The 17,679-nt window shown below is 60.7% G+C and carries 15 protein-coding genes; 5 read left to right on the forward strand and 10 right to left on the reverse strand.

The genetic code is table 11. The annotated features are described in order from the left end of the window. Positions 1–227: 227 nt before the first annotated feature. Both F7R06_RS11295 and F7R06_RS11300 read left to right on the forward strand, forming a co-directional pair. On the forward strand, positions 228–650 hold the full coding sequence (locus F7R06_RS11295) for a phasin family protein (RefSeq protein ID WP_090328183.1): 423 nt from the start codon (positions 228–230) through the stop codon (positions 648–650). Positions 651–660: 10 nt separating this feature from the next. Further along, positions 661–1,524: a phasin family protein gene (locus F7R06_RS11300; protein WP_090328186.1), complete on the forward strand. Its 864-nt coding sequence runs from the start codon at positions 661–663 to the stop codon at positions 1,522–1,524. 190 nt (positions 1,525–1,714) lie between these two features. Here F7R06_RS11300 and F7R06_RS11305 read toward each other — a convergent pair whose 3' ends face one another. The 10 genes from F7R06_RS11305 to F7R06_RS11355 form a co-directional block, all read right to left on the reverse strand. Then, positions 1,715–2,335: a TetR/AcrR family transcriptional regulator gene (locus tag F7R06_RS11305; RefSeq protein WP_090328189.1), complete on the reverse strand. Its 621-nt coding sequence runs from the start codon at positions 2,333–2,335 to the stop codon at positions 1,715–1,717. Between the two features lie 59 nt (positions 2,336–2,394). Next, complete coding sequence (gene phaC, locus F7R06_RS11310; RefSeq protein WP_090328193.1) at positions 2,395–4,077, reverse strand: class II poly(R)-hydroxyalkanoic acid synthase; 1,683 nt, start codon at positions 4,075–4,077, stop codon at positions 2,395–2,397. Between the two features lie 113 nt (positions 4,078–4,190). After that, complete coding sequence (gene phaZ, locus F7R06_RS11315; protein WP_090328195.1) at positions 4,191–5,045, reverse strand: poly(3-hydroxyalkanoate) depolymerase; 855 nt, start codon at positions 5,043–5,045, stop codon at positions 4,191–4,193. Between the two features lie 156 nt (positions 5,046–5,201). Further along, positions 5,202–6,881, reverse strand: a complete 1,680-nt coding sequence (phaC, locus tag F7R06_RS11320; protein WP_090328197.1) for a class II poly(R)-hydroxyalkanoic acid synthase — start codon at positions 6,879–6,881, stop codon at positions 5,202–5,204. Between the two features lie 261 nt (positions 6,882–7,142). Further along, positions 7,143–7,523 carry a gamma-butyrobetaine hydroxylase family protein gene (locus F7R06_RS11325; RefSeq protein ID WP_090328200.1) on the reverse strand — a complete coding sequence of 127 codons (381 nt, stop codon included), beginning with the start codon at positions 7,521–7,523 and terminating at the stop codon, positions 7,143–7,145. 204 nt (positions 7,524–7,727) lie between these two features. Continuing rightward, a complete protein-coding gene (gene hslU / locus F7R06_RS11335; protein WP_090328203.1) occupies positions 7,728–9,065 on the reverse strand; it encodes an ATP-dependent protease ATPase subunit HslU in 1,338 nt (445 codons plus the stop codon). A 55-nt stretch (positions 9,066–9,120) separates the two neighbouring features. Next, complete coding sequence (gene hslV / locus F7R06_RS11340; RefSeq protein ID WP_007975582.1) at positions 9,121–9,651, reverse strand: ATP-dependent protease subunit HslV; 531 nt, start codon at positions 9,649–9,651, stop codon at positions 9,121–9,123. 275 nt (positions 9,652–9,926) lie between these two features. Beyond that, positions 9,927–10,640, reverse strand: a complete 714-nt coding sequence (locus tag F7R06_RS11345; protein WP_090328206.1) for an SPOR domain-containing protein — start codon at positions 10,638–10,640, stop codon at positions 9,927–9,929. A 1-nt stretch (position 10,641) separates the two neighbouring features. Then, positions 10,642–12,378 (reverse strand): arginine--tRNA ligase, encoded by a 1,737-nt coding sequence (gene argS, locus F7R06_RS11350; RefSeq protein WP_090328208.1) that lies wholly within the window; start codon positions 12,376–12,378, stop codon positions 10,642–10,644. A 211-nt stretch (positions 12,379–12,589) separates the two neighbouring features. Next, entirely contained in the window at positions 12,590–14,809 is a 2,220-nt protein-coding gene (locus F7R06_RS11355; protein WP_090328213.1) for a primosomal protein N', read from the reverse strand. Between the two features lie 288 nt (positions 14,810–15,097). Between F7R06_RS11355 and rpmE the strand changes: the two genes are divergently transcribed. From rpmE to F7R06_RS11370, 3 genes are all read left to right on the forward strand, one after another. Further along, on the forward strand, positions 15,098–15,316 hold the full coding sequence (gene rpmE / locus F7R06_RS11360; protein ID WP_008047849.1) for a 50S ribosomal protein L31: 219 nt from the start codon (positions 15,098–15,100) through the stop codon (positions 15,314–15,316). A 35-nt stretch (positions 15,317–15,351) separates the two neighbouring features. Beyond that, a complete protein-coding gene (locus tag F7R06_RS11365; RefSeq protein WP_090328216.1) occupies positions 15,352–16,140 on the forward strand; it encodes a thermonuclease family protein in 789 nt (262 codons plus the stop codon). Positions 16,141–16,321: 181 nt separating this feature from the next. After that, positions 16,322–17,590 carry a malic enzyme-like NAD(P)-binding protein gene (locus F7R06_RS11370; protein WP_090328218.1) on the forward strand — a complete coding sequence of 423 codons (1,269 nt, stop codon included), beginning with the start codon at positions 16,322–16,324 and terminating at the stop codon, positions 17,588–17,590. The last annotated feature ends 89 nt before the right edge of the window (positions 17,591–17,679 follow it).

Below are 17,679 nucleotides of genomic sequence, written 5' to 3' on the forward strand. Positions count from 1 at the left end.
GGTGCTTTCCATGAAATGAGGTCCCTGTGGGAGCGGGCTTGCCCGCGATGAGGCCTGGATGACCCACCGCCATCGCGGGCAAGCCCGTTCCCACAGGTTTCGTGTTTGCTCTGCTTGCTGTTTATGTCAGTTGTTAGGGTGCCGTTTCTAATTTTTCTCCCTACTTTGTGCCAGAGCCCGACACTTTCGCGGGCAGTTCCTCAAACCTTCTGCGCGTGAGGTGCACCATGGCCAAAGTTATTTTGAAGAAAAAAATCGACGCATCGACCACCGCCCTCGGCGACGTCAAATCCTATGCCCGCAAGATCTGGCTGGCAGGCCTGGGTGCCTACACCAAGGTTGGCCAAGAGGGTAGCGATTACTTTCAAGAGTTGATCAAGGCTGGTCAAATTGTTGAAAAGAAAGGCAAAAAGGTGGTCGCTGAGAAGCTTGAAGCGGCGAATGCCGAGATCGACGAAGCCAAGAGTGAAGTGCGCACTTTCAAAGGCAGGGTCGAAGATCAACTCGACAAGGTAGAGAAGGCGTTCGACACGCGTGTCGCAAGTGCCTTGAATCGTATCGGCATTCCGTCTAAACATGACGTTGAGACACTCTCTGCTAAGCTCGATGAGCTGACGGCATTGCTCGAACGCGTCGCGCGTAAATCTTAAGGAGAACGGGATGGCTGGCAAAAAGAACACTGAAAAAGAAGGCAGCTCGTGGATCGGGAAAGTCGAAGACTACTCCCGAAAAATCTGGCTGGCGGGTTTAGGCGTGTACTCGAAGATCGACACTGACGGCAGCAAACTCTTCGATGCATTGGTTAAGGACGGCGAGAAAGCCGAGAAGCTGACCAAAAGCGCCGTTGGCAAAACTGTCGACGCCGCCAAGGACTCCGCTTCTTCGGCCAAGTCGCGCATCAGCGGCGTGAAAGACCGTGCACTGGGCAAGTGGGACGAACTGGAAGGCGCTTTCGACAAGCGTCTGAACAGCGCCATCTCGCGTCTGGGCGTACCGAGCCGCAACGAAGTCAAGGCACTGCACAGCAAGGTTGATACCTTGACCAAGCAGATCGAAAAACTCACCGGTGCCAAGGTTGCGCCTGTTGCGGCGAAAACTGCAGCAGCCAAGCCAGCAGCCAAAACCGCTGCCAAGCCACTGGCCAAAGCGGCGGCTAAACCTGCTGCCAAGCCAGCGGCGAAAACGGCCGCAGCCAAACCTGCTGCAGCCAAACCAGCAGCCAAACCGGTTGCCGCAAAAGCCGCCGCCAAGCCTGCTTCCAAACCAGCCGCCGCCAAGCCTGCGGCGAAAACCGCAGCGGCCAAGCCAGCAGCCAAACCAGCCGCAAAACCTGCCGCTGCGAAGAAGCCCGCAGTGAAAAAGCCGGCCGCTCCAAAGGCTGCCGCAGCAAAACCAGCAGTGGCTGCCGCCAAGCCAGCAACGCCGGCTGCACCGGTCAGCGCGACGAACTCCGCTACCGCACCGACCCCTGCTGTAACCCCGACTGCCGCGCCAGCACCATCGACGCCAACCAGTCAGTCCTGATTTTTTCAGGGCTCAAAAAAACGCCCGGCCTGCCAAGGTCGGGCGTTTTTGTTTGTGCATCCTTTTGAAAGGACCACAAACCCGATGTGGGAGCTTGCTCGCGATGAGGCCATCACATTCAAAAATACTGCCTACTGACACACCGCCATCGCGAGCAGGCTCGCTCCCTCAGGGATAGGTGTGATCAGCATTAATCGTGCTCTTCCAGGTACTGCATCGCGAGTTGCTCCGTCGCCACCTTGATCGGTGGCAGCAGATGCGGCGCCACCAGCATCATGATCTGGTAGACCACCAGTCGCACTTCCCCTTCGCGATCGAGAATCCGCTGGTAGTCCAGCGAAAACAGCAACGTCAGGGTGATCTGCTCCACCAGTTGCCCCAGTGCCTGGGTGTCACTGACCAATTGCCCCTGAGCTTTCAATCGCGCCAGTAACGACGCCAGCGTGCGCTTGAGTGCATTGAGCAGGTTGCGGATGCCCTTGGCCAACTTCGGCAGGCGGCCGGCCAGGTTCGACAGGTCCTGGAACAGAAACCGGTAGTGGGCCAGGCGTTCGACGATCAGGTGCAGGAACAGCCAGTAATCGTCCGGTGCCAGTTCAACATCCGATGGCGGGTCGAGCAGCGGGGTCAGCTCATTCTGGAAGCGTTCGAACAGCCCGAGAATCAGCGGCTCCTTGCCGTGGAAGTGGTAGTAGAGGTTGCCGGGGCTGATGCCCATTTCGTTGGCAACTTCCATGGTGGAAACGTTCGGTTCGCCCTTCTGATTGAACAACTGCAGGGCACATTCGAGGATGCGGTCGCGGGTTTTCATCCAGTCTTCTTAGTAATCGGGTCATGCCACGGCCGGTCGCGGCCGTGGGTCGTTGGGCGTCAGCGTACGCGCACATAAGTACCGGGCGCCGCCTCCATCGGTGGATAGTTCTGGTTGCCGAGAGCCATGTGGGTTTCCTTCAGTGCCCCCGAGCGTTCCTGAATCCAGCTCAGCCATGGGGTCCACCAGCTGCCATCGACGTGCTTGGCGTCGTAGTACCAGGCCCGTGGATCACTGCTCAGTTTGCCGTTCTCGACGTAGTTGGCTTTCGGGTTGCTCGGCGGGTTGAGGATGCTTTGCACGTGACCGCTGTTGGAAAGCACGAAGCGGCGATCGCCACCGAGCAGCAGCGTCGAGCGATACACCGCGTCCCACGGCGTGATGTGGTCATTGATACCGGCCACGCTGAAGCTGTCGACGGTGACCTTCTGCAAGTCGATTGGCGTGCCGCACACTTCCAGGCCGCCCGGGTGGGTGAGCGGGTTGTGCTTGAAGAAATCCAGCAAGTCGCCATGCAGGGCCGCCGGCAAGCGCGTGTTGTCGTTGTTCCAGTAGAGGATGTCGAACGCCGGTGGTTCTTTGCCCAGCAGGTAGTTGTTGACGAAATAGCTCCAGATCAAGTCGTTGGGGCGCATCCAGGCGAACACCTTGGCCATGTCGCGACCGTCGAGCACGCCTTTCTGGTAGGAGCGACGCTTGGCGGCTTCCAGGGTCTGTTCATCGGCGAAGAGGGTCGCTGGCGAATCCAGCTGACTGTCGAGCAGACTCACCAGATACGTCGCGCTGGAGACCCGGCGCAGTTGCCGTTTGGCTTGCAAGTGCCCCTGCAACGCAGCGATGGTCAGCCCGCCGGCGCAGGCGCCCATCAGGTTGACCTCGCGGGCACCGGTGATGGCCCGGCACACATTCATGGCTTCTTCAACCGCCTCGACGTAGGTCGACAGTCCCCATTCGCGGTGACGCACATCCGGGTTGCGCCAGCTGATCACGAAGGTTTGCAGGCTGTTCTTGAGGGCGAACTGGACGAAGCTGTTATGCGGGCTCAGGTCGAAAATGTAGTACTTGTTGATCTGCGGCGGCACCACCAGCAGCGGCTTGGAATACTGCTTTTCGCTCATCGGTTTGTACTGGATCAGCTCCAGCAATTCGTTGCGAAAGACCACGGCGCCGGTGGTGGTGGCGACGGTCTTGCCGACTTCGAACGCCTGCTTGGTGACTTGCCGGGGAAGGCCGTCGTTGTGCAGCAAGTCATCCACCAGGTGACCGATCCCGCGCACCAGGCTATTGCCGCCGGAGTTGAAGAGTTCCTTGATCGCCAGGGGATTGAGCAGGCTGTTGGACGGTGACATGGCATCATTGAGCAAGGCGAAGGCGAAATGCGCCCGGGCGCGATCGTCCGGGGTCATGTTGCTTTCATCGATCCAGTTTTTGACCTGCTTTTGCCAAGCCAGGTACGCCTGCAAGCTGCGACGGTAAAACGGGTTGAGGCTCCATGCCGGATCGGCAAAACGACTGTCCTGCGGATTGGTCGGGTACAGGGTTTCGCCGAGCAGCACGCGGCCCAGTTGTCCGCCCAGTTTCAGGGCGTGCCGGGCGCTGTGCAGCGGGTTGCGCAGGCCATGGGCGGCCACGCTGCGCAGGGTCGACATCAGATCCCGGCCGCGCAGGCCGGTAATCGCACTCTGTGCGTTGATGAACGCGGCGGGAGTGGGCAAAGAGTCCCGCGCTGGTTTGTCACGCATGAGTCAACACTCCTTCGTCTTCAGGCCAAAAACAAACAACCGAACCAGAACACCATAGACGCTGTAACGGGTTGTTGCGCGGCGCGGCGTCCTGCCGCGCATCAATGTGCGGATTAACCGCCCAATGGCGCCGGGTGCGGATGCATCACGGCGCGTTGTCGTTCTTCTTCAAGGAATTTCATGATGATCGGCGCTACCGCCTCGGCCCGGGTGATCAGGAACAGATGGCCGTCATCGATGATATGCAACTGGGCATTGGGAATTCGCCAGGCCAGCAAACGCATGTTGATCAGCGGGATCAACGGATCGTCATCGCCCGCCAGTACCAGGGTCGGCTGATTGATCCTGTGCAGCCAGTGGATGCTGGTCCAGCCGAGGCCGGCGAACAGCTGCCAGTAGTAACCGAGCTTGCCCGCCGAACGCACTTTCGCCGCATGGCTCGCAGCCAGTGTCGGGTCGCGACGGAATGAGCCGCCGTAGATCATCGGCGCAATGCGGATGACGTGCGACGGCTGAATGTAGCGCCGGGGGCTCGCCATCATCCACAGTACTTTCGGCTTGCCCGGCACCATCACCGCACCGGCCGCCGTGGCCGCCAGCACCAGTTTCTTGCAGCGCTCCGGATAGTCATAGGCGAACTGCTGGGCGAGGGCGCCGCCCCAGGACACGCCGATCACGTTGACCTGCCCGTAATCGAGGTAGTCGAGCATGCGTGCCGTCAGTTTGGCCAGGCTTGGAAAGCGATACGGCCGTCTCGGCGTCGAAGAGCCACCGACACCGGGCACGTCGAAAGCGATGACTTCGAGGTCTGGGTCCAGTGCTGCGACGAACGGGAACACCAGCTCCAGGTTGGCGCCGATGCCGTTGAAAATCAGCAGGGGCGTCAAGTGAGGCTTGCCGGGGCGTACCGCCGTGCGGAGGGTCTGGCCATCCAGGTCGACGGTACGAAATATGAACGGTTGCGGCATGCTTCTGGCCCTGTTTATGAATTCATCCCCGCCCCCTGTAGGAGCGAGCCTGCTCGCGAAAAACGTGAGGGCAACGCGTTAATTCAGACAGTACGCGTTTTCGTTAACGTCCATCGCAAGCGAGCTCGCTCCCACAGCAAGAGCGGGGTGTGTCAGTTACCGCTCGTGTACGTAAGTACCTGGGGCAGCCTCGCCCGCCGGATAAGCCTTGTTGCCCAGTTTTGTCGGCGATTTTTTCAGTTCACCCGAACGCTGGGCCTGCCAGGCCTGCCAATGCAGCCACCAGGAGTCGGTGTGCTTGGTGGAGTTTTCTTGCCACTCCTCGGCATTGGCAGCCTTTTCGGTGCTGGTCATGTAGCGGGATTTCGGATTGCCCGGCGGGTTCAGGATGCTCTGGATATGCCCGCTGCTGGACAGCACGAACTCCACATTGCCGCCAAACAGTTGCGCCGACTTGTAGCAGGACTTCCACGGGGTGATGTGGTCGTTGGTGCCGGCCAGGGAAAAGATGTCGGCTGTGACCTGCTTCAGGTCGATTGGCGTGCCGCACACTTCCAGTGCATTGGGGCGAATCAGTGGATTGTTTTTGAACATCTCGATCAGGTCGCCATGGAATGCGGCAGGCAACCGGGTGGTGTCGTTGTTCCAGAACAGGATGTCGAAAACCGGTGGCTCGTTGCCCAGCAGGTAGTTGTTGACCCAGTAGTTCCAGATCAGGTCATTGGGACGCATCCACGCAAAGACTTTTGCCATGTCGCGGCCTTCCAGCACACCGGCCTGGTATGAGTGGCGCTTGGCGGCTTCGAGGGTCTGCTCGTTGACGAACAGGGCGACGTCGCTCTCCAGCGTGGTATCGAGCACGCTGACCAGCAGGGTGAGGGCGTTGACCTTGTTCTCGCCGATCGCGGCGTAATGGCCCAGCAGGGCGGTGCAGGTGATACCGCCGGAACAGGCACCGAGCATGTTCACGTCTTTGCTGCCGGTGATGGCGGTGACCACGTCGACCGCTTCCTTGAGCGCCTCGATGTAGGTCGACAGGCCCCACTCGCGCTGTTCCTTGGTCGGGTTGCGCCAGCTGACGATGAAGGTCTGCACGTTATTGCGCAGGCAGAACCGCGCCAGACTCTTGTCCGGGCTCAGGTCGAAAACGTAGAACTTGTTGATTTGCGGCGGCACCACCAGCAGTGGGCGCTCGTGGACTTGCTCGGTAATCGGCTTGTACTGGATCAGCTCAAGTACATCGTTGCGGAAGACCACCGCACCTTCGGTCACGCCAAGGCTCTTGCCGACCTCGAACGCGCCCATGTTGACCTGGCTCGGCATGCCGCCGTTGTGCACCAGGTCCTTGGCCAGATGCGAGAGGCCGTCGAGCAGGCTCTTGCCGCCGGTTTCGAAGAAGCGTTTGACGGCCGCCGGGTTGGCCGCCGTATTGGTCGGGGCCATGGCTTCGGTCATGAGGTTGATCACGAAGTGCCCGCGTGCCGCGTCACTGGCTGTGAGATTGCTGTCATCGATCCAGTCGTGGAGTTCCTTGCGCCACGCCAGGTAGGTTTGCAGATAGCGTTTGTAGAGTGGGTTCTGGCTCCAGGCCGGATCGGCGAAGCGACGGTCATCGCTGCTCGGTTGCAGTGCGGATTTGCCGAACAGCACATTCTTGAGTTCAAGGCCGAAATGCGCAACATGCTTGGCGCTGTGCACCGGTTGTTTGATGGCCTGCCTGAGCACCATTCGAGCAGAAGCCAGTAGATCCTTTCCACGCAGCCCAACGACAGGATTCAGTCCCAAGGTGTTTTCCGAGGCCTGATACTTCAAGTCATCGTTATTCTTGATACTCATCTACGACGCTCCATTGTCCTGAGGCGAGTACCCGGGCCCTGGTTGTGCAGTCACACAGCCAATGCCAGGTACTACTGCTCGGGTGACCGTTAATTCTGCATCGCTGCTTTTAATTTCGCAGAGAACACTGCAGGGAACTTGCCAGCTCCATTGGTTACCCGAGTTTAATTTTTTTCGCAAGCAGGCCAATGACTGACCTCGCGGCCAAGCATTCAAACAGATGAAATTAGAAAATGCCCTCTAAAGAGCAAGAGGCTCAGGCTAGAGCATCAGCTTGACGACGGATTCGTTCGGATCGCGGGTTTTTCCGGCGGCTTTGAGCTCGGCAAGGTAATCCTCCCAGAGTGCGTCATAACGTCGCCCCAGCTCATAGAGGTATTCCCAGGTGAACAGGCCGCTGTCATGGCCGTCGTCGAAGGTCAATTTCAGTGCGTACTGACCGGCCGGTTCTATCTTGCTCAGGCCTACGTTGATCTTGCCAAATTGCAGGATGGGTTTGCCGTGTCCCTGGACTTCGGCGGAAGGAGAGTGCACGCGAAGGAATTCGGCGGGCAGGGTGAATTCCTCGCCGGACGCGTATTTGAGCGTCAGGGTTTTCGAGGCTTTGTGCAGTTTGATGTCGGTGGGGAGTTGGGTTGTCATGGGGCCGGTCTTCCGTCTTATTGAGGCCCTGTGTCGGCGGGTGATCCTGTGGCGAGGAAGCTTGCTTCCGCTCGGCTGCGCAGCAGTCGTAAGTCCAGAGAGTGCGGTCTTTCTGATGGACCGCATCGCTGGCTTTGGGGCCGCTTCGCGACCCAGCGGGAGCAAGCTCCCTCGCCACAGGAGCCCGCTCACACAGAATGTGACCTACAGGATATAACGGGACAGGTCTTCGTTCTGCGCCAATTCGCCGAGGTGGCTGTTGACGTAGTCAGCGTCGATCTGGATCGCCTTGTCGTCATGGGCGCTGGCCAGGTCGCCGGCGCTGAACGACACTTCTTCAAGCAGGCGCTCAAGCAGCGTGTGCAGACGACGGGCACCGATGTTTTCGGTTTTCTCGTTAACCTGCCAGGCGATCTCCGCGATGCGTTTGATGCCGCTTGGCTGGAACTCGATGGTCAGGCCTTCGGTTTTCAGCAGCGCACAGTATTGCTCGGTGAGCGACGCGTGCGGCTCGCTGAGGATGCGTTCGAAGTCTTCCGGCGACAGCGCCTTGAGCTCAACACGAATCGGCAGACGACCTTGCAGCTCGGGCACCAGGTCGCTCGGCTTGCTCAGGTGGAAAGCCCCCGAGGCGATGAACAGGATGTGGTCGGTCTTGACCATGCCCAGTTTGGTGTTGACGGTGCAACCTTCGATCAGTGGCAACAGGTCACGTTGCACGCCTTCGCGGGACACGTCGGCGCCGCCGACATTGCCGCGCTTGGCGACCTTGTCGATTTCGTCGATGAACACGATGCCGTGCTGCTCGACCGCTTCCAGCGCCTTGGCCTTCAACTCTTCATCGTTGACCAGGCGGCTGGCTTCTTCGTCGCGCACCAGTTTCAGCGCTTCCTTGACCTTGAGCTTGCGGCTCTTGCGCTTGCCTTTGCCCATGTTGGCAAACAGGCTCTGCAATTGGTTGGTCATTTCTTCCATGCCCGGAGGCGCGGAGATATCGACGCCGGTGATTTCGGCGACTTCGATTTCGATCTCTTTATCATCCAGCTGACCTTCGCGCAGGCGCTTGCGGAACAGCTGACGGGTGTTGGAATCCTGCGTCGGGGTGTCGTCGTTGCTGAAGCCCATGCGTGGCGGCGGCAGCAGGGCGTCGAGGATGCGCTCTTCAGCAGCGTCTTCGGCGCGGTGGCGAACCTTGATGATTTCCTGCTCGCGCAGCAGCTTGATCGCCGCATCAGCCAGATCACGAATGATCGATTCGACGTCGCGGCCGACGTAGCCGACTTCCGTGAACTTGGTGGCTTCGACCTTGATGAACGGCGCGTTGGCCAGTTTGGCCAGGCGACGGGCGATCTCGGTTTTACCGACACCGGTCGGGCCGATCATCAGAATGTTTTTCGGGGTGACTTCAACGCGCAGCTCTTCGGGCAGCTGCATCCGGCGCCAGCGATTGCGCAGGGCAATGGCGACGGCGCGCTTGGCATCGTCCTGGCCGATGATATGGCGATTGAGTTCGTGGACGATTTCACGGGGAGTCATGGACATAGTATTTGGCGGACCTCAAGCAAGAATGAGCCGTGGCGCGATGGCCGGAACGGGCTTATTCGGCGCAGTCCTGCTCCTCAATGGTCTGGGTGTGGTTGGTGAATACACAGATGTCGCCGGCAATACCGAGGGCGGTCTCGACGATTTCCCGGGCCGACAGGTCGGTTTTCTTCAGCAGTGCGCTGGCGGCAGCCTGGGCGTAAGCGCCACCGGAGCCCATGGCGATCAAACCATCTTCAGGTTCAACCACGTCACCGTTGCCGGTGATGATCAGCGAGGCATCTTTGTTGGCAACCGCGAGCATGGCTTCGAGGCGGCTCAGGGAGCGGTCGGTGCGCCATTCTTTGGCAAGTTCGACGGCGGCGCGAACCAGGTGGCCCTGATGCTTTTCAAGCTGGCCTTCGAAACGTTCGAAGAGGGTAAAGGCGTCAGCGGTGGCGCCGGCAAAACCGGCGATGACCTGGCCGTGGTACAGGCGGCGAACTTTTTTCGCGTTGCCTTTCATCACGGTGTTGCCAAGGGATACCTGGCCGTCGCCGCCCATGACGACTTTGCCGTGGCGGCGAACTGAAACGATGGTGGTCAAGGGAAGAGTCTCCACGCAGCGGGGCGAAAATGCCTTATGCCCACTCATATGGGGGTGGTGGAGTGGATTTCAACTGTAGGGTGGGAGAGGGGACGAGCGGTGTATTGCGATGGTGATGGGTTGCCGCTGTAACAATTGTGGCGAGGGAGCTTGCTCCCGCCTGGCTGCGAAGCAGCCACAAACCCGGTCCATGCGGTCTGTCTGATGGACCGCCATGCTGGGTTTGGGAGCGCTTCGCACTCCAGCGGGAGCAAGCTCCCTCGCCACAGGGGGCGTTATCGGCTTTGGCGTTGTTGTAACAACAAATTGCTGAAGCCGGCGCCGGCCAGTTGTTTCTGGGCGGTGGTCAGTTGTTCGCGGTTGCTGAACGGTCCGACCAGAACCCGATACCAGGTCTCGTCTTTCACTGTGCCGGATTCAACCGCCACCGCCTGGCCGAGCAGGATGATCTGCGCGCGAACCTTGTCCGCGTCAGTTTGCTTGCGGAACGAACCCGCCTGGAGGAAGAACTTGGTCACCGGCGCGGCCTTGGTGACGGGTGGCGCCGGTGGTGGCGTGATTCCCGACAGCGCCGCCTGAGCGCGGGCGGTGTCAATTTTTGCCGCTTCCGCTGGCGTAACCGGCGTTGTCGGAATCGCCGGCACTTGTGGCGTCGGCAGGGTTTTTTCCGGCACGGCATCCGGCGGCACGATGACTTCCGATTCCGGCAGCAAGGTGTAGAAGTCGTACTTCGGCTTCACCGGTTGCGTCGGGCTCGGCGGGGTCTTGTTGGCCTCGGCGATCTTGGTGGCTTTCTGCTGCTGTTGCTCCACCTTCTCGCGTTTGACCGTATCGCTGCCCTTGCCCGGCTCCAGCTTCATCAGGAATACGATGAATGCACCGACCGTCAGGCCGATGGCCATCCACAACCAGCCCGGAATCGGCTGCTTCGCTGGAGCTTGGTAACGGCTGGCGCCACGCTTGGGTGCAGGTTTTTTCTTGGCGGCCAACTTACATACGCTCCAGAGTTTCCAGGCCCAAGAGTTCCAGGCCTTGCTTGAGGGTGCGTCCGGTCAGCGCGGCGAGGCGCAGGCGGCTCTGCATTTGCGCCGGGGTATCGGCCGCAAGGATCGGGCAGTTCTCGTAGAAGCTGGAGAACAGGCCGGCGACGTCGTACAGGTAAGTGCAAAGAATGTGCGGCGTGCCTTTTTCGGACACGTTGTTCAGCACTTCACCGAATTGTGCAAGTTTTGCCGCCAGCTCGTGTTCGTGGGGCGCTTCGAGCACGATCTGGCCGTCGACTTCGCTGAAGTCCTTGCCGAGTTTGCGGAACACGCCGGCCACACGGGTGTAGGCGTACAGCAGGTACGGCGCGGTGTTGCCTTCGAAGTTCAGCATCAGGTCGAAGTTGAAGCTGTAGTCGCTGGTGCGGTGCTTGGACAGGTCGGCGTACTTCACCGCGCCGATGCCCACGACCTTGGCGATGTTGCGAAGCTCGGCTTCGGCCAGTTCCGGGTTCTTGTCCTTGACCAGGGTATAGGCGCGCTCCTGGGCTTCGGTCAGCAGGTCGATCAGCTTCACGGTGCCGCCATCGCGGGTCTTGAACGGACGGCCATCAGCGCCGTTCATGGTGCCGAAGCCCATGTGTTCCATCTCCATCGGATGGGTCACGAAGCCGGCCTTGCGTGCCACGGCGAACACTTGCTGGAAATGCAGGGCCTGACGCTGGTCAACGAAGTACAGGGCGCGATCGGCCTTGAGCTTGCCGCTGCGATAACGCACGGCCGCCAGGTCGGTGGTGGCGTAGAGGTAGCCACCATCGGCCTTGACGATGATCACCGGCAGCGGATCGCCATCGGCGTTCTTGAATTCATCGAGGAACACGCACTGGGCGCCGTTGCTTTCGACCAGCATGCCGGCGGCCTTGAGGTCGTTGACCACGTTGATCAGGTCGTCGTTGTAGGCGCTTTCGCCCATCACGTCAGCCATGGTCAGCTTGACGTTCAACAGTTCGTAGATCTTCTGGCAGTGGGACAGCGAGATGTCCTTGAACTTGGTCCACAGCGCCAGGCAGTCCGGATCGCCGGCCTGCAACTTGACCACCAGGCCACGGGCGCGGTCGGCGAACTCTTCGGATTCGTCGAAGCGTTGCTTGGCGGCGCGGTAGAAGTTTTCCAGGTCCGACAGCTCGTCGCTGGTGATCGGGTTTTCCTGCAGATAGGCCATCAACATGCCGAACTGGGTGCCCCAGTCGCCGACATGGTTCTGACGGATCACGTCGTCGCCGAGGAACTCAAGCACTCGAGCCACGCCGTCGCCGATGATGGTCGAGCGCAAGTGGCCGACGTGCATTTCCTTGGCCAGGTTCGGAGCCGACAGGTCAACCACCGTGCGTTGCACCGGGCCGGCCTTGCGTACGCCGATGTGCTCATCGGCCAGGGCGGCGTCCAGGCGGGTCGCCAGGGCCTGGGTGTTCTGGAAGAAGTTGAGGAAGCCGGGGCCGGCGATTTCGGCCTTGGAGACATTTTCGTCAGCCGGCAGCGCGGCGATGATTTTCTCGGCCAGGTCACGCGGCTTCATGCCCGCAGGCTTGGCCAGCATCATGGCGATGTTGCTGGCGAAGTCGCCGTTCTTCTTGTCGCGAGAGTTTTCCACCTGGATCGCCGGCGTCAGGCCTTCAGGCAACACACCTTCGTTGACGAGTTGGGTGATGGCTTGTTGGATCAGCTGGCGAATGGTGTCTTTCATGGTCTTCTCTTTCGACCGCTGGCGCGGCGGCGCATCGTGCGCTGGTGGAAAAACTGGGCATTATCCGTGGCGAAGACGGGCTTGCCAACCTTAGCAGGCAGGATGTGGATGTGTGGTGACAATTCGACCAGCTTTCGCTGGCAAGCCAGCTCCTGCAATGACGCGATGTGCCCCTGTAGGGGCTGGCTTGCCAGCGAAGGCAGTCGCCCCATCAATACAAATCCACAGGGTCAACATCCAGCGACCAGCGCACCGCCCGCCCGCTTGGCATCTGCTCCAGCACCAGCAGCCAACTGGCAAGCAAGCGATGCAGCGGCGCCCGCGCGGTGGCCTGCAACAATAGTTGTGCGCGATAGCGCCCGGCGCGGCGTTCCATGGGTGCCGGTACCGGCCCCAGCAATTCGATTCCGGTCAAACCCTGTTCGGCCAGCAAGCGTTCGGCCTCGCTGCACGCCTCGTCGAGAAATCCTTCGGCCTGTCCAGGCTTGTGCGCTTCGGCCCGCAGCAGTGCCAGGTGCGCAAACGGCGGCAGGCCAGCCGCGCGGCGTTCACTCAAGGCTTGCTCGGCAAAGGCGAAATAACCTTGTTCGGTCAATTGCACCAGCAACGGGTGATCGGCCAAATGCGTCTGGATGATCACCTTGCCCGGCTCTTCGGCACGTCCCGCACGCCCGGCGACCTGGACAATCAGCTGGGCCATGCGCTCGCTGGCACGGAAGTCACCGGAAAACAGCCCGCCGTCGGCGTCGAGAATCGACACCAGGGTCACCCGTGGAAAGTGGTGCCCTTTGGCAAGCATTTGCGTGCCCACCAGGATGCAGGGCTGGCCTTTCTGGATGGTCGCGAATAACTGATTCATTGCGTCTTTGCGCGAAGTGCTGTCGCGGTCGACCCGCAAAACCGGGTAGTCGGGGAACAGAATCCCCAAGCGCTCTTCGGCCCGCTCAGTGCCCGCCCCCACCGGACGCAAATCGACCTTGTTGCATTTCGGGCACTGGCGCGGCACCCGCTCGACGTAGCCGCAATGGTGGCAGCGCAACTCGCCGTGGCGCTGGTGCACGGTCATCCGCGCATCGCAGCGCTGGCATTCGGACATCCAGCCGCAGTCGTGACAGAGCAGGGTCGGTGCGAAGCCGCGGCGATTGAGGAACACCAATACTTGCTGGCCCGCAGCCAGCGTCTGGCCTATGGCTTGTTGCATCGGCCCGGAAATGCCGCTGTCCAGTGGACGACTTTTCACGTCAAGGCGCAGGAAACGTGGCTGCTTGGCGCCACCGGCGCGCTCATTCAGGCGCAGCAGACCATAGCGTCCGGTGTAGGCGTTGTGCAGGCTTTCCAGCGAAGGTGTGGCGGAGCCGAGCACGATCGGGATGTTTTCCTGCCGGGCGCGCACCAGCGCCAGGTCGCGGGCGTGGTAACGCAGGCCTTCCTGCTGTTTATAGGAGCCGTCGTGTTCTTCGTCGATGATGATCAGGCCGGGATTCTTCATCGGTGTGAACAGCGCCGAGCGCGTGCCGATAATGATGTCGGCCTCGCCGTCACGGGCGGCGAGCCAGGCGTCGAGGCGTTCACGATCGTTGACTGCCGAGTGGATCAGGGCGATACGCGCGTTGAAGCGCTGTTCGAAGCGCGCCAGGGTCTGCGGGCCGAGGTTGATTTCCGGGATCAGCACCAGCGCCTGTTTACCGGCCTCCAGGGTTTCGCGGATCAGTTGCAAATAGACTTCGGTCTTGCCACTGCCGGTGACGCCGGCCAGCAGGAACGCGTGATAACTGTCGAACCCGGCGCGAATGGCTTCATAAGCGGCACGTTGTTCCGGATTGAGCGGCAGTTCGGGCTGCGCCAGCCAGTGTTCGTGGCGTGCGCCGGGGGCATGCTTGCGGATCTCGACCTGCACCAGGTCCTTGGCCAGCAACAGATCGAGGCTGTCTTTGCTCAGCATCAGCTTGCTCAGCAACTGATGGGCGACGCCGTGGGGGTGCTGAGCCAGCGTCGCCAGTGCTTCACGCTGGCGCGGGGCGCGGGCGATCCGCGGGTCATCAAGGCTGGCACCGGGGGCGGCGGACCAGAAACGCTCCTGGCGCGCCTCGGCCAGTTCGCCCTGACGCAGCAGCACCGGCAGCGCCCAGCTCAAGGTGTCGCCGAGACTGTGCTGGTAATACTGGGAAGTCCACAGGCATAGCTTGAACAGGGCGGGTGGCAGCGGCGGCGTGGCATCGAGCAACGCCAGCGCGGGCTTGAGTTTTTCCGCCGGGACTTCGCTGGTGTCGGTGACCTCCACCAGAATCCCGATCATCTCCCGCCGGCCGAACGGCACCCGCAGGCGCATGCCGGGATGCAACTCGGCGCGCAGGACTCCGGCCGGAGCGCGGTAGTCGAACAGGCGGCGCAGCGGCGAGGGCAAAGCGAGGCGCAGTATGGCGTCGGGCACGCGGGGGGATCTCGATAAACAGGCAACAAAGGGCTAGGCGCATAACGTGTGGGAGCGAGCCTGCTCGCGATGACGGCGTGTCAGTCAACATTCATCGCGACTGGAACACCGCTATCGCGAGCAGGCTCGCTCCCACCGGGGATCGCGTATTGGCTCGGGAGCCTAGCAGACGGTCGGTCTCAGGGACAGCTTGCGTGATTGGCATTGTCTGGTAGAATCCGCGGCCTAATTACGTGCGGTATTCAACAATAGTGTTGGGTGGCGGCACGCTAGCCTGAGGAAGACACCATGAAAGCTGATATCCATCCAGAATACCCAGCAGTTGCTGTTACCTGCAGCTGCGGCAACAAGTTCGAAACCCGTTCGACCTTCGGCAAAGCCCTGGCGATCGACGTTTGCAACGAATGCCACCCGTTCTACACCGGTAAGCAAAAGACTCTGGACACTGGCGGCCGCGTTCAGCGTTTCGCAGACCGTTTCGGTGCTTTCGGCGCGAAAAAGGCCTAAGGCCGATCAACTTGGGAAGCCGTTTCGGTTTTTCCATGCTGATGAAAAAGGCGTCCCTTGCGGGCGCCTTTTTTGTGTCCGCGATTTGGCTGTCCGGCGCCCAGGCTTTCTGCCCGGCGCCGAGTGGTCTGGCCTCGGTGGCGGTACAGCGGGTTGTGGATGGTGACACGCTGCGCCTGACGGATGGTCGCAGCGTGCGCATGATCGGCTTGAATACGCCGGAGCTGGGCAAGAAAGGCCGTTCCGACGAACCGTTCGCCGTGGCGGCGCGTAAGCGCCTTGAAGCCTTGGTGGCCGCGAGCGACGGACGGGTTGGATTGCTCCCCGGGAAGGAAGGCAAAGACCATTACGGCCGTACCCTGGCCCACGTCTATGGCACCGATGGCGCCAACCTCGAAGCGCAAATGCTCGCCGAAGGCCTCGGCTTTCAAGTGGCGGTCGCGCCGAATGTCGATCTGGTCGACTGTCAGCAAGCGGCAGAACGCAGCGCCCGACAGGCCGGCCTTGGCGTGTGGCGCCAGTCACCTGTACTGAAAGCGGATCAGATCAGTGCCTCCGGTTTTGCCGTGCTCAGCGGTCGTGTGAGCAAGGTCCAGCGCAATCGCGGCGGGGTTTGGATCGAGTTGCAGGACTCGGTTGTACTGCGCGTTGCACCCAATTTGCTGGACAGATTCCCGGCTGCCACCCTTGACGGCCTCAAAGGCAAGCAAGTCGAGGCTCGCGGCTGGGTGCTGGATCGTTCACGCAAGGGTGGACTCAAAGAGGGGCAGGCGCGCTGGATGTTGCCTTTGACCGATCCAGCGATGCTTCAAGTCGCGCACTGATAAAAATTGTAGACATTTTTTATGTCGATTGTGAACAGTCTATCCCTTGTGTTCTGCGGCTCTTGGCCCAAAGTCGTAGGGCAGGGCGCTTGACAGGGGTGACCGGTCAGTCTTGTGGGGATTTTGCGAGGCGCGTATCCTCGCTGACCAGTCTGTCCAACAGTAAAAGCGGAATGCCCCCATGTCTGATTTGAAAACTGCCGCTCTCGAATATCATGCCAATCCTCGTCCAGGGAAGCTGAGCGTCGAGCTCACCAAGGCCACCGCTACCGCTCGCGACCTGTCGCTGGCCTACAGCCCCGGCGTAGCCGAACCAGTACGCGAAATCGCTCGCGACCCTGAACTGGCCTACAAATACACCGGCAAAGGCAACCTGGTTGCAGTCATTTCCGATGGCACCGCGATTCTTGGTCTGGGTAACCTTGGCCCATTGGCCTCCAAGCCAGTCATGGAAGGTAAAGGCGTGCTGTTCAAGCGCTTTGCCGGCATCGACGTTTTCGACATCGAAGTCGATTCCGAAAGCCCGCAAGCCTTCATCGACACCGTCAAGCGCATCTCCATCACCTTCGGTGGCATCAACCTGGAAGACATCAAGGCACCTGAGTGCTTTGAGATCGAACGTGCCCTGATCGAGCAGTGCGACATCCCGGTATTCCACGATGACCAGCACGGCACCGCTATCGTGACCGCCGCTGGCATGATCAACGCCCTGGAAATCGCCGGCAAAACCCTGGCGGAAGCCAAGATCGTCTGCCTGGGCGCCGGCGCTGCCGCGATCTCCTGCATGAAGCTGCTGGTCAGCATGGGCGCGAAGATCGAAAACATCTTCATGGTTGACCGTACCGGTGTGATCCACTCCGGCCGTGACGACCTGAACCAGTACAAAGCCGTGTTCGCCCACGCGACCGACAAGCGCACCCTGGCTGATGCCCTGCAAGGCGCTGACGTGTTCGTCGGCCTGTCCGGCCCGAACCTGCTGAGCGCTGAAGGCCTGCTGTCGATGGCGCCTAACCCGATCGTCTTCGCCTGCTCGAACCCTGATCCGGAAATCTCCCCGGAGCTGGCGCACGCCACTCGTAACGACGTGATCATGGCTACCGGCCGTTCGGACTACCCGAACCAGGTCAACAACGTACTGGGCTTCCCGTTCATCTTCCGTGGTGCCCTGGACGTTCGCGCCAAGCGCATCAACGAAGAAATGAAAGTGGCTGCGGCCAACGCCCTGCGCGAACTGGCCAAGCTGCCAGTACCTCAGGAAGTGTGCGACGCCTACGGCGGCATCAAACTGGAATTCGGCCGTGAGTACATCATTCCGAAACCAATGGATGCCCGTCTGATCACCCTGATCTCCGATGCCGTGGCCAAGGCTGCGATCGAGACCGGCGTGGCCACCCTGCCGTATCCGAAGAACTACCCGCTCAAAAGCGTGGATGACGTGTTCAACGGCTAAGTCGTTGTAGCGCTTCAACAGAAAGCCCCGGCTCGTGAGAGTCGGGGCTTTTTTGTTGTCTGGAGGGTCGATGGCGCAGTTGTGTACGC

Origin of the sequence: Pseudomonas moorei, from assembly GCF_008801475.1 — a bacterium.
Lineage (GTDB): Bacteria > Pseudomonadota > Gammaproteobacteria > Pseudomonadales > Pseudomonadaceae > Aquipseudomonas > Aquipseudomonas moorei.